A 14,660-nucleotide genomic window follows, 5' to 3' on the forward strand; every position below is an offset into this window, starting at 1 on the left:
AATCCGGACCGAGGACGGCCCCGGCCGACGCAGCAACTGCGTCGGACCGGGGCCGTCGTCGTTTGGCGCCGTCGTCAAGTCGGGGATGGCGGCGCGAGGAGGACCTCAGCGCCCACTGCGAGCAGTCTCGTCCCGCAGCTGTTGCTCGGTCGCGCGCAGCACATGGATGCGCTGCTCGAGCTCGGCGACCTGTTCATCGGCGTCGGTGAGCAGCCGCTCCGCCTCGGCCTTGGCCAGCCGGATCACCTTGTCCGCGGTCTGCTGACTGTTGAGCAGCAGCCCGTACTCGTCGGACCGCAGAGCGTCGTCGCCACTGACGTCAGCTGGACCCAACGAGGCGCCGGACTCCTCAGCCAGCTGGTGCTTGATCTGGTCCAGTCGGGCGTGGAACTCTGCCGTCGCCTGGTCCACCTCGCGTCCGACGTCGTCCAGGAGCGTGGTCACCGATCGCCGGGAGTCCGCGGCCTGCAGCCACGCCGAGTCGAAGCCGTCGGGCTCGGGCGAACCCTCGTTCATGCCTGCGTCAACGGGTGCGGCGTCGACGGGTGTAGCAGCAATGGGTGCGGCGGCCGTCAGACCGACGGTGGTCCGCAGCGGAACCTCCTTGATGAACAGCACCGCGAGCAGCGCCACAGCGGCGCAGATGGCGCTGACGAGGAAGATCTGTCCGGTCGCGTCACCGTAGGACGCGCGGACGATGTGCAGCACCGGGGCCGGCAGGACGTTGATGTCGAGGCTGCTGGTGTCGGTCTGTCCGCCGCCGCCCGCTCCCAGCTGGGACAGCCCGGCGGCGATCTTGTCCTGGACCGAGTTGGCCAGCACCGCGCCGAGGACCGAGACGCCGACGGCGCCGCCCAGACTGCGGAAGAAGGCCACCGTCGCGGAGGTGGAGCCGATGTCTCGGACGTCGACGGTGTTCTGCACCGCCAGCACCAGGTTCTGCATCATCGCGCCGAGGCCCAGGCCCATCAGCGCCATCGCGATGCCCATCTGCCACAGCGGGGTGTCATGGTCCACGGTGGCGAGACCGGCGAGGCCGATGACCAGCAGGACGGCTCCGGCGACCAGGAAGTTCTTCCACCGACCGGTCTTGCTGATGATCTGGCCCACCCCGGTCGAGGAGATCAGCATGGCGATCATCAGCGGGATGGTCATCAGACCGGCACGGGTGGGGCTGTAGCCACGGGCGAGCTGGTAGTACTGCCCGAGAAAGGTGGTGCCGGCGAACATGGCCACGCCCACCGCGACGCTGGCCAGGATGACCAGGACCGCCGTGCGGTTGTTGAGCACCCGCAGCGGGACCAGCGGCTCGCGGACCTTGAGCTCGACCACGACGGCCAGGATGATCAGCACCGCGGAGCTGCCCAGGTAGGCGGCCGTCTGCCAGGAGATCCAGGCGAAGTCGTCGCCGGCGAAGGTCACCCAGAGCAGCGGCAGGCTGGCACCGGCAGAGATCAGCAGGGCGCCGAGGTAGTCGATCTTGGGTGTCCGTCGCTCGGTGGCGATCTTCAGCGTGGCCTGCAGGATGAACATCGAGATGACGGCCAGCGGGATGCAGACGAAGAAGGTCCAGCGCCAGCCCAGCGGGCTGTCGACGATGACCCCTCCGAGCAGCGGTCCGGAGACGGTGCTGACGGCCATCACCGCGCCCATGTAGCCGGAGTAGCGACCCCGCTCGCGGGGAGCGATGATGGTGCCCATGATGGACTGCACCAGAGCGGTCAGCCCACCCATTCCGAGGCCCTGGACGACACGGCAGCCGATCAGGAACGGCACGCTGTGGGAGAACCCGGCGCCGATCGAGCCGACCACGAACACCACGATGGCCAGCTGGACGAGCAGCTTCTTGCTGAACAGGTCCGACAGCTTGCCCCAGATCGGCGTCGTGACCGTGGTGGCCAGCAGCGACGCGGTGATCACCCAGGTGTACTGACGCTGGGTGCCCTGCAGCTGGCCGATGATCGTGGGCAGCGCGGTGGCGACGATGGTGGACGAAAGCATGGCGGTGAACAGAGCGGCCAGCAGACCGGTCATCACCTCGAGGATCTGGCGGTGACTCATGTCACCGGGTGTAGCGATGGCCGCGCCTGCCGGGCGGGTCAAGGTGGACGTGCTCATGAGAGTGCCTTTGCTGAGAAGAACGGAGGTCTGATCGGGCGACGGGGCGTGGTGCGGCTCAGCCCGACCGCAGCTCGTCGTCGAGCAGTCGAGCGGGGGGAGCGGACCCATCGAGGCGGTTCCCGATGGCCTGCTCGAGCTTGCGCATCAGACGGGCCAGCTCGGATACCTCGGCGGGGTCCCAGCCGAGGAGGACGTCGGCGAACCGGTCCTGGATGCGGCGCTGTCGCTCGGCCAGCTCCTGGCGACCGAGGTCGGTCAGGCCAAGACGCCAGGCGCGGGCGTCGTCGGGGTCGTGGCGTCGTTCGAGCAGGCCGGCCTGCTCCAGGGCCACGACGGCCCGGGAGACGACGGACGGTGCGATCTGCAGCGTGTAGGCCAGGTCGCTGCCGCGGGCGTCGCCGACGGCCAACCGGCGCAGGATGCCCAGCGGAGTGCCGGTGATCCCGAGCTTGTCGCTCTCCCGGTGCCCGACGGCTCGGGCCGTGCGGATGAGATCCACCATGGAGTTCAGCACCTCGGACGCGGCTGTCGTCTCCGCGTCCGCGTTCGCTGCCGGGTCCGGCGTCGTGCCTGGCTCGGCGGTCTGGGTGGCCATGCCTGCTCCTTTGATTGTGTTACGCAACTATAGAGAGAACCGCTTACATAGGGCAACTATTCCAGCCGGCGGCGGATCGGCGGACAGGGCGCTCGGGCTGGTAATCTCCTACAGATTTCCCAACCTTTAAGACCTGTCCTGTGAGGCAGGAAAGGACGGTCATGCCCGGAACCACGAACACCATCACCACCACCACCACACCTGCGGTCGACGACGGGGGAGCTCCCCCCACGGTGCCCGCCCTGCTCGTCCTCGAGGACGGGCGTACGTTCACCGGCCGCTCGTTCGGCGCCCACGGCGAGACCTTCGGCGAGGCGGTCTTCGCGACCGCGATGTCGGGGTACCAGGAGACGCTGACCGATCCCAGCTATCACCGCCAGATCGTGGTGGCCACGGCACCGCACATCGGCAACACCGGCTGGAACGACGAGGACGACGAGTCGTCGCGGATCTGGGTGGCCGGCTACGTCGTCCGCGACGCGGCCCGGACCCCGTCCAACTGGCGCTCGCGCCGCACCCTCGACGCCGAGCTGCGGGCGCAGGGCATCGTCGGCATGAGCGACGTCGACACCCGCGCCCTGACCCGGCACCTGCGCGACCGCGGTGCCATGCGGGTCGGCATCTCCACCGTCGAGACCGACCCCCAGGCGCTGCTGCGCAAAGTGCTGGACACCCCGTCGATGACCGGGGCGCACCTGGCCGACGAGGTCAGCACCGCCACCACCTACGTCGTCCCGGCGGTGGGCGAGCGGAAGTTCACCGTCGCCGCCGTCGACCTCGGCATCAAGACCCGGACCCCGTACCGGCTGGCTGAGCGGGGGATCGAGGTGCACGTGGTCCCCTCGACGGCGACCTTCGCCGACCTCGAGGCGATCCAGCCCGACGGGGTGTTCTTCTCCAACGGCCCCGGCGACCCTGAGGCCGCGGCCGGGCCGGTTGCGCTGCTGCGCGAGGTTCTCGCCGCAGGCATCCCGTACTTCGGCATCTGCTTCGGCAACCAGCTGTTCGGCCGGGCGCTGGGCTTCGGGACCTACAAGCTCGGCTACGGTCACCGCGGCATCAACCAGCCGGTGATGGATCTGGGCACCCGCAAGGTGGAGATCACCGCCCACAACCACGGGTTCGCCGTCGACGCTCCGCTCGACCGACCGACCGAGACCCCGTACGGGATCGCCGAGGTCAGCCATCTCTGCCTCAACGACTCCGTCGTCGAGGGGCTCAAGCTCAGCGACGCCGACGGACGGCTGCTGTCCTTCTCGGTCCAGTACCACCCGGAGGCGGCGGCAGGCCCGCACGACGCCAGCTATCTGTTCGACCGCTTCGTTCAGGTGCTGACCGACAGAGCCCAGACCCCGACCAGCCCAGCACCGACCAGCCCAGCCCCGACCAGCCCAGAGGGAACCGTCTGATGCCCCGCCGCGACGACATCAAGTCCATCCTGGTGATCGGTTCCGGTCCGATCGTGATCGGCCAGGCCAGCGAGTTCGACTATTCCGGCACCCAGGCCTGCCGGGTGCTGAAGGAGGAGGGCTACCGGGTCATCCTGGTGAACTCCAACCCGGCGACGATCATGACCGACCCGGAGTTCGCGCACGCCACCTACATCGAGCCGATCACCCCCGAGTTCGTCGAACAGGTCATCGCGCTGGAGCGCCCCGACGCCCTGCTCGCCACCTTGGGCGGACAGACAGCGCTGAACGCCGCGGTGGCGCTGGACGAGGCCGGCGTGCTGGCGAAGTACGACGTCGAGCTGATCGGCGCCTCGATCGAGGCGATTCAGCGGGGCGAGAACCGCGAGCAGTTCAAGGCCATCGTGGAAGGACTCGAGGGCATCGAGGGCGGCCGGGCCGAAGTGGCCCGCAGCGTCACCTGCCACACGATGGACGAGGTGCTGGCCGCCGCCGACGAGCTCGGCTACCCGCTGGTCGTTCGCCCCAGCTTCACCATGGGCGGCGTCGGTTCCGGGTTCGCCCACACCGAGTCCGACCTGCGCCGGATCGCCGGCGCGGGCCTGTCGGCCAGCCCGACCACCGAGGTGCTGATCGAGGAGTCGATCCTGGGGTGGAAGGAATACGAGCTGGAGGTGATGCGGGACCGCGCCGACAACGTGGTCATCATCTGCTCGATCGAGAACCTCGACCCGATGGGGGTGCACACCGGCGACTCGATCACGGTGGCGCCGGCTCTGACGCTGACCGACCGCGAGTACCAGCGGATGCGCGACGTGGCGATCGGGGTGATCCGGGCCGTCGGCGTGGACACCGGCGGCTGCAACATCCAGTTCGCCGTCGAGCCGTCGACCGGCCGGATGATCGTGATCGAGATGAACCCGCGGGTCTCGCGGTCCAGCGCGCTGGCCTCCAAGGCGACCGGCTTCCCGATCGCGAAGATCGCCGCCAAGGTGGCCATCGGCTACACCCTGGACGAGATCCCCAACGACATCACCGAGCAGACGCCGGCCAGCTTCGAGCCGACGCTGGACTACATCGTGGTGAAGGTGCCGCGGTTCGCCTTCGAGAAGTTCCCCTCCGCCGACTCCACGCTGACCACCCACATGAAGAGCGTCGGCGAGGCGATGGCCATCGGCCGCAACTTCACCGAGGCACTCGGCAAGGCTCTGCGCAGCCTGGAGGACCCGCGGGCGCCGTTCGACTACACCTCCCCGATCACCCAGTCCGTCGAGGAGCTGCTCGAGCTGGCCAGCCGGCCGCACGACGGTCGGCTCGGCGTCGCCTTCACCGCCATGCGGGCCGGCGCGACCCCGGAGCAGGTGCATGCGGCGACCAAGATCGACCCATGGTTTCTCGACCAGCTGAGCCTGCTGCTGGAGATCGCCGACGAGGTCGCCAAAGCGGCCGACCTGACGCCGGAGGTGCTGCGGAAGGCGAAGCGGCACGGCTTCTCCGACGCCCAGATCGCTGCGCTGCGGGACATGCCGGAGGCAGTGGTCCGCGGGGTCCGCTGGGCGCTCGGCATCCGCCCGGTCTACAAGACGGTGGACACCTGCGCGGCGGAGTTCGCGGCGCGGACGCCGTACCACTACAGCTCCTACGACCTCGAGACCGAGGTGCAGCCACGGGAGCGGCCTGCGGTGCTGATCCTGGGCAGCGGCCCGAACCGGATCGGCCAGGGGATCGAGTTCGACTATTCGTGCGTACACGCCTCGATGGCGCTGTCGGCCGCGCCGGACAACGACGGCGCCGGCTACGAGACCATCATGGTCAACTGCAACCCCGAGACCGTCTCCACCGACTACGACACCTCCGACCGGCTCTACTTCGAGCCGCTCACCTTGGAGGACGTGCTCGAGGTGGTGCACACCGAGACACTGGCCGGTCCGATCGCCGGGGTGATCGTGCAGCTCGGCGGGCAGACGCCACTGCGACTGGCCCAAGGGCTCAAGGACGCCGGGGTGCCGATCGTGGGCACCAGCCCGGAGGCCATCCACCTGGCCGAGGAACGCGGCGCCTTCGGCGACGTGCTGGCCGCGGCCGGTCTGCCGGCACCCAAGCACGGGATGGCCCGCTCGTTCGACGAGGCGAAGCGGATCGCCGACGAGATCGGCTACCCGGTGCTGGTTCGGCCGTCCTACGTGCTCGGCGGGCGGGGGATGGAGATCGTCTACGACGAGCCCAGCCTGAGCTCCTACATCGAGCGGGCGACCGAGGTCTCGCCGGAGCACCCGGTGCTGGTCGACCGGTTCCTCGACGACGCGATCGAGATCGACGTCGACGCGCTCTACGACGGCACCGACCTCTATCTCGGTGGCGTGATGGAGCACATCGAGGAGGCCGGCGTGCACTCCGGCGACTCGGCCTGCGCCCTGCCGCCGATCACCTTGGGGGCGGAGGTGATCGACCGGATCCGCGTCTCGACCGAGGCGATCGCCAACGGTGTGGGCGTCCGCGGGCTGCTCAACATCCAGTTCGCGCTGGCCGGAGACACCTTGTACGTCTTGGAGGCCAACCCGCGGGCCTCGCGGACCGTGCCGTTCGTCTCCAAGGCGACAGCGACCCCGCTGGCCAAGGCGGCGGCACGGATCAGTCTCGGCACGTCGATCGCACAGCTGCGGACCGAGGGTCTGCTGCACGCCGAGGGCGACGGCACCTCGGAGGTCTCGGGGGCACCGATCGCTGTCAAGGAGGCGGTGATGCCCTTCAACCGGTTCCGCACCGTCGAGGGCATCTCCGTCGACATCATCCTCGGGCCGGAGATGAAGTCCACCGGTGAGGTGATGGGGCTGGACCGGGACTTCGGCACCGCCTTCGCCAAGAGTCAGGTCGCCGGCTTCGGCCCGCTGCCGACCACCGGCACCGTCTTCGTCTCGGTGGCGAACCGGGACAAGCGCAGCGTCATCTTCCCGGTCAAGCGGCTCGCCGACCTCGGCTTCCAGCTGGTGGCGACCGCCGGCACGGCGTCAATGCTGCGCCGGCACGGGGTCGAGGTGACCACGGTCCGCAAGTTCAGCCAGGGCACCGGCCCGGACGGGGAGAAGACGGTCGTGCAGGCCATCCTGGACGGGGAGGTCGACTTGATCTTCAACACCCCGCACGGGCTCAGTGCCGACGGCCGGCCGCGCTACGACGGCTACGAGATCCGCACGGCTGCGGTGCTGCGCAACGTCCCGTGCATCACGACCGTGCAGGGTCTAGCCGCGGCGGTCCAGGGCATCGAGGCGATCCGCGCCGGCAGCATCGGGGTCCGCTCGCTGCAGTCGTGGCACGGCAACTCGTGGCACTGAGCGGTCCAGCTCCGGTCTCGCCGCCAGCACCGCGACGTACCCGACGCGAGGTCGTCCTCGACACCGGGTACGCCGCAGTGCTGCGGCCGGTGCTGTTCCGTGCCTTCGGCGGCGACGCCGAGCGGGTGCATGAGCAGACACTGCGGGCGGTGGCGGCCCTGGGCAGCTCCCGGGCGGCGCTCCGGCTGGCCGCGGCGATCTGCGGCCGGGCGCAGCGACCGACCCGGCTGGCCGGGATCGACTTTCCCGGACTGGTCGGGCTGGCCGCCGGACTGGACAAGAACGGCGTCGGCGTCCGCGCCTGGTCCGCGCTCGGCTTCGGCCACGCCGAGCTCGGCACGGTCACCGCGTCGGCCCAGCCCGGCAACGACCGGCCGCGGCTGTTCCGGCTGCCCGCCAGCCGGGCGGTGATCAACCGGATGGGGTTCAACAACGCCGGCGCCGCCGCGCTGGCCGACCGGCTGGCCGCCGCCGGCGTGGCGCGCGGCAACAACCGGGTCGGGATGCCGGTCGGGGTCTCGCTCGGCAAGACCAAGACCACCCCGCTGGCCGAGGCCACCGCCGACTACCTGACCTCGCTCGAGCTGCTCGCCCCGTACGCCGACTACCTGGCCGTCAACGTCTCCAGCCCCAACACCCCCGGGCTGAGGTCGCTGCAGGATCAGGACACCCTGCGCGACCTGGTCGGCGCCCTGGTCGCCCGTAGCCAGGACCTGGCCCCGGGCGGCACCGGTGTCCCTGTGTTCGTCAAGATCGCGCCGGACCTGACCGAGGGGGCGCTCGAAGAGGTCCTCGACGTGTGCACCGGGGCCGGCGCGGCCGGGTTGATCGCCACCAACACCACCCTGGCCCGCGACGGGCTGGCCGCACCGGACCGGCCACTCGCCGCCGAAGCCGGCGGGCTGTCCGGCGCGCCGCTGACCCGCCGCGCCCGAGAGGTGGTGGCCTTCCTGCGGGCGCGGACCGCGCTCCCGCTGATCGGCGTCGGCGGCATCTTGAGCGCCGACGACGCGCAAGCCATGCTCGACGCCGGTGCCGATCTGCTGCAGGTGTACACCGGCTATGTGTTCGGCGGACCGGCACTCGTGTCCGCCATCAACCAGCTGCCGCTCACGGCGGCGGGAGGAGAACGATGACCACCACCTACGGCCGCCGGCTGGCCGCCGCCGTCGCCGCCCGCGGACCGCTGTGCGTCGGGATCGACCCGCACCCGCCGCTGCTCACCGCCTGGGGCCTGAGCCCGGACGCCGCCGGGGCGGAGCGCTTCGCCCGCACCGTGGTCGAGGCGCTGGGGGAGTCGGTCGCGGTGTTCAAGCCGCAGTCGGCCTTCTTCGAGGCGCACGGGTCGGCCGGGGTCGCGGTGCTGGAACGCGTCCTGGCCGACATCGCCGCCACGGGCGCGCTGAGCCTGCTGGACATCAAGCGCGGCGACATCGGCTCCACCATGGATGCCTACGCGGCCGCGTACCTGAGCGACGGCTCGCCGCTGGCCGCCGATGCGGTGACGCTCAGCCCGTACCTCGGGTTCGGCTCGCTGACCGGTGCGATCGAGCTCGCCGGCTCCTCGGGCCGCGGCGTCTACGTGCTGGCCCTGACCAGCAACCCGGAGGCGGCGCGGCTGCAGCAGGCCCGTACCGGGTCCGGGGCGACCGTCGGCCAAGACATCGTCGACCAGGCGGCCGCGGTCAACGCCACGGTAGACGGTCCGGGACACGTGGGCGTTGTGGTGGGCGCCACCATCGGGCGTACCGGCACCGACTTCTCCGCCCTGGACGGGTCCATCCTGGCGCCCGGGATCGGCGCCCAGGGCGGTCGGGCCGAGGATCTGGTCACGGTCTTCGGCGCCGCGGTGCCCGCCGTCCTGGCGTCGGTCAGCCGCGAGGTGCTGTCCGCCGGTCCCGACCCCGCAGCGCTGTGGGCGGCGGCCCAGCGGCTGTCCGGCGAGATGGAAGCCGTCCTCCGGTTGGGGTAAGTTCTCTCCATCCCGACCCCACGACCACCGAGGACGAGCTTTCGTGACCATTCCGCCGCTGAGCGACGAGCAGCGTTCCCAGGCTCGCTCCGCGGCCACCGAAGCCCGCCGCCGCCGTGCCGAGGTCAAGCAGGCCCTGCGGGTCGGTGACCGGAGCCTGGCGGAGGTGCTGGAACTGGCCGAGACCGACGACGTGATCGCCCACGCCAAGGTGGCCGACGTGCTCAAGTCCCTGCCCCGGGTGGGCTCGGTCCGTGCCGCCAAGGTGATGGAGCGTCTCGACATCGCCGCCAACCGGCGGCTGCGCGGTCTGGGCCGGCACCAGAGCGCCGCCCTGGTGGCCGAGTTCGGCGCCAAGACCTCCCGCCGCGGTGAGTCGTGACCGCCGACCAGCCGGCGGAGGAGCGGGTCGATCCCGTACCCCGTACGCCACGGCTGACGGTGCTGTCCGGACCCACCGCGGTCGGCAAGGGCACCGTGGTCAACCGGCTGCGGGCCGAGCACCCCGAGGTGTACGTCTCTGTCTCCGCCACCACCCGGCCCGCCCGACCCGGCGAGATCGACGGGGTGCACTACCTGTTCGTCTCCGACGCCGAGTTCGACGAGCTGATCGAACGCGGTGACCTGCTCGAGTGGGCGGTGGTGCACGGCGCCGCCCGGTACGGGACCCCCAAGGCCAGCGTGTACGCCGCCCTGGCCGCCGGACGGGAGGCCCTGTTGGAGATCGACCTGAACGGCGCCCGTCAGGTGCGGCGCAGCTGTCCCGACGCCCGGTTCGTCTTCCTCGCCCCGCCGTCCTGGGACGAGCTGGTGCGCCGGCTCACCGGCCGGGGGACCGAGACACCTGAGCAGCGGGAGCGCCGGTTGCAGACCGCCCGGGACGAGATCGACGCCATGGCCGAGTTCGACCACGTCATCGTGAACGGCGAAATAGGTCAAGCCGTCGAAGACTTGGTAGTGTTGCTGGGTCTGTAGTCCTGCAGGCCGTTCGCGGCCTGCCCCCGCAATCCCAAAGGTTGACCTTGTCCGGAAATCCTGTTGTTGCCGAGGGGATCACCAATCCCCCGATCGACGAGCTGCTCACCAAGTCCGACTCCAAATACAAGCTGGTCCTCTTCGCGGCCAAGCGTGCCCGCCAGATCAATGCCTACTACTCGCAGCTGGGCGAGGGCCTCCTCGACAACGTGGGCCCGCTGGTGGAGACCTCCGTTCAGGAGAAGCCGCTGTCCATCGCGCTGCGCGAGGTGAACGCCGGAGTCCTGACCTGCACCGACATCGACCCCGACGCCCCCGAGGGCGACACCGCGGGCGAGGCCGAGACCTCGTTCGACGACCCGGCCTGACCCAGGCCACGATGAGCCGCATCGTCGTCGGTGTGGCCGGCGGGATCGCTGCCTACAAGGCGTGCGAGCTGGTCCGCCGGCTCACCGGTGCAGGCCACGACGTCACGGTCGTGCCGACCGAGGCCGCTCTGCAGTTCGTCGGTGCCACCACCTGGGCCGCCCTGTCGGGCCGTCCCGTCGCCACCCAGGTGTTCTCCGACGTCCATGAGGTGCCGCACGTGCGGCTCGGCCAGGAGGCCGACCTGGTGATCGTCGCGCCGGCCACCGCGGACCTGCTGGCCCGTGCCGCCGGGGGACGGGCCGACGACCTGCTCACCAACGTGCTGCTGACCGCCCACGGACCCGTGGTGTTGGCCCCGGCCATGCACACCGAGATGTGGGCCCATCCAGCCACCCGGGCCAACGTGGCGCTGCTCCGGTCCCGCGGCACGATGGTGCTCGACCCGGCGTCCGGTCGGCTCACCGGGCCCGACTCCGGCCCCGGTCGGTTGCCCGAAGCCGTCGAGCTCGCCGCCGTGGCCGAGGCGGTGCTGGCCGACCCGTCGATCGTCGACCGGGCCGCCGGGCAGGATCTGGCCGGCCTTCGGGTCGCGATCTCCGCCGGCGGCACCCGTGAGCACCTGGACCCGGTGCGGTTCCTCGGCAACGCCTCGTCCGGCCGGATGGGCTGGGCGCTGGCCCGCTCCGCCGCCCAGCGCGGGGCCGAGGTGCATCTGGTCGCCGCCTCCGTCGACCTTCTCCCACCGGCCGGAGTTGCTGTCGAATCCGTCGTCTCCACCGCCGAGCTGGGGCTGGCCATGGCCCGGGCCGCGAAGGACGCCGACGTCGTCGTGATGGCTGCCGCGCCCGCAGACTTCACCCCACGGCGGGCCAGCCACACCAAGCTCAAGAAGACCGGCGACGACGGCCTGTCGTTGGAGCTGCAGCAGACCCCCGACGTGCTCGCCGGGCTGGTCGCCGCCCGGACCGACCCCGCCCAGGTGCTGGTCGGCTTCGCGGCCGAGACCGCCGGCGACCAGGACGCCCTGGTGCGGCTGGGCCGGGCCAAGCTCGACCGCAAGGGTTGCGACCTGCTGGTGCTCAACGACGTCAGCGACGGGGCGGTGTTCGGCAGCCCGGACAATGAGATCACCGTGTTGAGCGCCGACCAGGCGGTCGGCCCGCTGGCCGGCAGCAAGGACACGCTGGCCCATCTCATCTGGGATCGCGCCCTCTCGCTGCGTCTCGGCCGGTAACCTACCTCCCTGTCCGGCTCTTCGGCGCCGCCCACCGAATCTCAGGAGACTATTCATGCCAGGACGACTGTTCACGTCGGAGTCGGTGACCGAAGGTCACCCCGACAAGATCGCCGACCAGATCAGCGACTCAGTGCTGGATGCGCTGCTGACCGAGGACCCCCAGAGCCGGGTGGCCGTCGAGACGCTGGTGACCACCGGCCTGGTCGTCGTGGCGGGCGAGGTGACGACCGAGGCATACGCGGAGATCCCCAAGATCGTTCGGCAGCGGATCCTCGACATCGGCTACGACTCGTCCACCAAGGGCTTCGACGGCGCCTCCTGCGGCGTGCAGGTCGCCATCGGTCAGCAGTCGCCCGATATCGCCCAGGGCGTCGACACCGCCTTCGAACAGCGCACCGGTGAGTCGCACGACGCCCTTGACCTGCAGGGCGCCGGCGACCAGGGCTTGATGTTCGGCTACGCCTGCAGCGAGACCGACTCGTTGATGCCGCTGCCGATCGACCTGGCGCACCGGCTGGCCGAGCAGCTGTCGGCCTCCCGCAAGAACGGGGAGATGGCCTACCTGCGTCCGGACGGCAAGACCCAGGTCACCATCGAGTACGACGGCGACCGGCCGGTGCGCCTCGACACCGTCGTCATCTCCAGCCAGCACGCCGCCGACATCGACCTGGACGCGCTGCTCACCCCGGACGTCCGCAAGCACGTCGTCGAGCCGGTCCTCGAGCGCTATGACATCGACAGCTCCGACTTCCGGCTGCTGGTCAACCCGACAGGTCGCTTCGAGATCGGCGGCCCGATGGGCGACGCCGGCCTGACCGGTCGCAAGATCATCGTCGACACGTACGGCGGCATGGCCCGCCACGGCGGCGGCGCCTTCTCCGGCAAGGACCCGTCCAAGGTCGACCGCTCCGCCGCGTACGCGATGCGCTGGGTGGCCAAGAACGTGGTGGCGGCCGGCCTGGCCACCCGGTGCGAGGTGCAGGTCGCGTACGCCATCGGCAAGGCGCACCCGGTCGGCTTCTACGTCGAGACCTTCGGCACCGAGACCGTGCCGGTCGACCAGATCCAGGCGGCCGTGCTGGCCACCTTCGACCTGCGGCCGGCGGCGATCATCGCCGACCTCGACCTGAAGCGGCCGATCTACGCCCAGACCGCGGCATACGGCCACTTCGGGCGTGAGCTGCCCGGACTCACCTGGGAGTCGACCAACCGTGCCGACGCCCTGGCCGCGGCCGTCCGCGGCTGATCTCCGCCGAACCTCCGCCGAACCCCGGTCCGCTCAGCGGGCCGGGGTTCGGCGCGTCCTGAGCATCAGCCGCGCGCGGCGGGCCCGGCGGATGACACCGCGCACCGAGCGGGCCACTGCGGTGCCCACCAGCAGGCCGAGGGCGATGGCGCAGATCACGGCGAAGACGTCGAAGACCACGACGACGGCCTGGCTCGGCTCGAGAGCGAGCTGGGTCACCCCGAGGAGCCCGAGGCTGCCGGGCACCAACAGCCAGAACGCGGGCAGGAAGATCACCAGCCGGGGGATGGCCGGCCGGAAAGCCTCGACCGTGGTGGAGCCGAGGCTGGCGGCGATGGCGCCCAGGAAGCTGCCCAGTGCCGCTCCGCCGAGCTGCTGGCCGAGGAACTGGGCTGCGAACGCGACCACCAGCACCAGACTGATCCACGGCAGCAACCGAGTCGGGGCACTCTCCATCACGCACACCCCCAGGCTGATCAGGGCCAGGCCGAGCGGCGCCGCCCACCAGCCGAGGTCGGAGACCCGCAGGTTGGCCAGCGTCGCCGCCGGGGTGCCCAGCAACTCCGCCGCCGCCACCAGCCCGAGGGAGAAGAGCAGCAGCTGCACGGCGCCGAAGATGAGCCGGGACGAGCCGGCCACCATCGCCCCCGCGGCCAGCTCCGACATCCCGGTCACCATCAGCGCTCCGGGCAGCAGCACCGCCAACGGCGGCAGCACCGTCCGCAGCGGGCCTTCGAGCAGCCCCGCATCGGCGGCAGCGAAGACCAGACAGGCGACCGCGAACGCCGCCAACGTCGGCAGCAGGGTAGCCAGCAGCTGGTGGCGCTGGGCGACCCGGCCGAGGACGGCCACGATCACCGCGCAACCGGCGGCCGCGACGACGTTCGCGGCACCCGGCTGCAGGATCAGCGCGATCCCGACCGCCACCGCGACCCCGCCGAGCTGGATCAGCCAGCTCGGATAGCGCGGCGGACGGGCCCGCAGGCCGAGGAGCTGCTCGCGAGCCTCGTCGGCGGTGACCGCGTCCATCAGCAGCGCCCAGCGGATCCGACGTACCTCCGCTGCCTGGTCCAGCCGTAGTGATCCGTTGACCGACTCGAAGGTGGCCGGGGTGCCGCTGGCGAGGCTGAGCATCACGCCGGTCGGGGCGGCGGCGATCTGCACGTCCGGATAGCCGAGGTGCGCGCTGACCCTGGTGAGCTCCTCCTCGACCTCGTGCACCGGCTGGCCGGTGGCCACCATGGCAGTCCCGAGGAAGGCCAGCAGCGTCCGGGTTCCGGCGGCGGACGGCGGTTCGACCGGGTCGCCGAGAGCTGACATGGCGCACACTCTGCCAGCCGCGGCGGCTGCCGCGCATCTCGCCGGGGCTGCGGCCAGGGCTGTCCACAGCACGGTGGGGAGTGT

12 protein-coding genes are annotated in these 14,660 nt (G+C 70.9%); 9 read left to right on the top strand and 3 right to left on the bottom strand.

Translation table 11 applies throughout. The features are described 5' to 3' along the window. Positions 1 to 105 precede the first annotated feature (105 nt). A complete protein-coding gene (locus AC1XX3_RS13215) occupies positions 106 to 2,118 on the bottom strand; it encodes an MFS transporter (protein WP_483321601.1) in 2,013 nt (670 codons plus the stop codon). A 58-nt stretch (positions 2,119 to 2,176) separates the two neighbouring features. Beyond that, positions 2,177 to 2,716, bottom strand: coding sequence for a MarR family winged helix-turn-helix transcriptional regulator (locus AC1XX3_RS13220; RefSeq protein ID WP_483321602.1), 540 nt, complete (start codon positions 2,714 to 2,716; stop codon positions 2,177 to 2,179). A gap of 161 nt (positions 2,717 to 2,877) precedes the next feature. Here AC1XX3_RS13220 and carA point away from each other — a divergent pair, with 161 nt between their 5' ends. From carA to metK, 9 genes are read left to right on the top strand one after another with little or no spacing between them, the layout of a single operon-like run. Further along, positions 2,878 to 4,125 carry a glutamine-hydrolyzing carbamoyl-phosphate synthase small subunit gene (gene carA, locus AC1XX3_RS13225; protein ID WP_483321603.1) on the top strand — a complete coding sequence of 416 codons (1,248 nt, stop codon included), beginning with the start codon at positions 2,878 to 2,880 and terminating at the stop codon, positions 4,123 to 4,125. Then, a complete protein-coding gene (gene carB / locus AC1XX3_RS13230) occupies positions 4,125 to 7,457 on the top strand; it encodes a carbamoyl-phosphate synthase large subunit (protein WP_483321604.1) in 3,333 nt (1,110 codons plus the stop codon). The genes carA and carB overlap by 1 nt, the downstream gene beginning before the upstream one ends. After that, positions 7,433 to 8,593, top strand: coding sequence for a quinone-dependent dihydroorotate dehydrogenase (locus AC1XX3_RS13235; protein WP_483321605.1), 1,161 nt, complete (start codon positions 7,433 to 7,435; stop codon positions 8,591 to 8,593). The genes carB and AC1XX3_RS13235 overlap by 25 nt, the downstream gene beginning before the upstream one ends. Then, positions 8,590 to 9,429, top strand: coding sequence for an orotidine-5'-phosphate decarboxylase (gene pyrF / locus AC1XX3_RS13240; RefSeq protein ID WP_483321606.1), 840 nt, complete (start codon positions 8,590 to 8,592; stop codon positions 9,427 to 9,429). The genes AC1XX3_RS13235 and pyrF overlap by 4 nt, the downstream gene beginning before the upstream one ends. A 43-nt stretch (positions 9,430 to 9,472) precedes the next feature. Further along, entirely contained in the window at positions 9,473 to 9,811 is a 339-nt protein-coding gene (gene mihF / locus AC1XX3_RS13245; RefSeq protein ID WP_483321607.1) for an integration host factor, actinobacterial type, read from the top strand. Further along, complete coding sequence (gene gmk, locus AC1XX3_RS13250) at positions 9,808 to 10,404, top strand: guanylate kinase (protein WP_483321608.1); 597 nt, start codon at positions 9,808 to 9,810, stop codon at positions 10,402 to 10,404. Before mihF ends, gmk begins: the two co-directional genes overlap by 4 nt. Positions 10,405 to 10,451: 47 nt before the next feature. Beyond that, positions 10,452 to 10,772, top strand: coding sequence for a DNA-directed RNA polymerase subunit omega (gene rpoZ, locus AC1XX3_RS13255; RefSeq protein WP_483321609.1), 321 nt, complete (start codon positions 10,452 to 10,454; stop codon positions 10,770 to 10,772). Positions 10,773 to 10,783: 11 nt separating this feature from the next. Beyond that, a complete protein-coding gene (gene coaBC, locus AC1XX3_RS13260; RefSeq protein ID WP_483321610.1) occupies positions 10,784 to 12,007 on the top strand; it encodes a bifunctional phosphopantothenoylcysteine decarboxylase/phosphopantothenate--cysteine ligase CoaBC in 1,224 nt (407 codons plus the stop codon). 55 nt (positions 12,008 to 12,062) lie between these two features. After that, the gene (gene metK, locus AC1XX3_RS13265) at positions 12,063 to 13,256 is read left to right on the top strand and encodes a methionine adenosyltransferase (protein WP_483321611.1); all 1,194 of its coding nucleotides are present in this window, start codon (positions 12,063 to 12,065) and stop codon (positions 13,254 to 13,256) included. Between the two features lie 33 nt (positions 13,257 to 13,289). Here metK and AC1XX3_RS13270 read toward each other — a convergent pair whose 3' ends face one another. Beyond that, positions 13,290 to 14,576, bottom strand: coding sequence for a threonine/serine exporter family protein (locus AC1XX3_RS13270; RefSeq protein ID WP_483321612.1), 1,287 nt, complete (start codon positions 14,574 to 14,576; stop codon positions 13,290 to 13,292). Positions 14,577 to 14,660 lie beyond the last annotated feature (84 nt).

Source organism: Microlunatus sp. M237, from assembly GCF_056896895.1.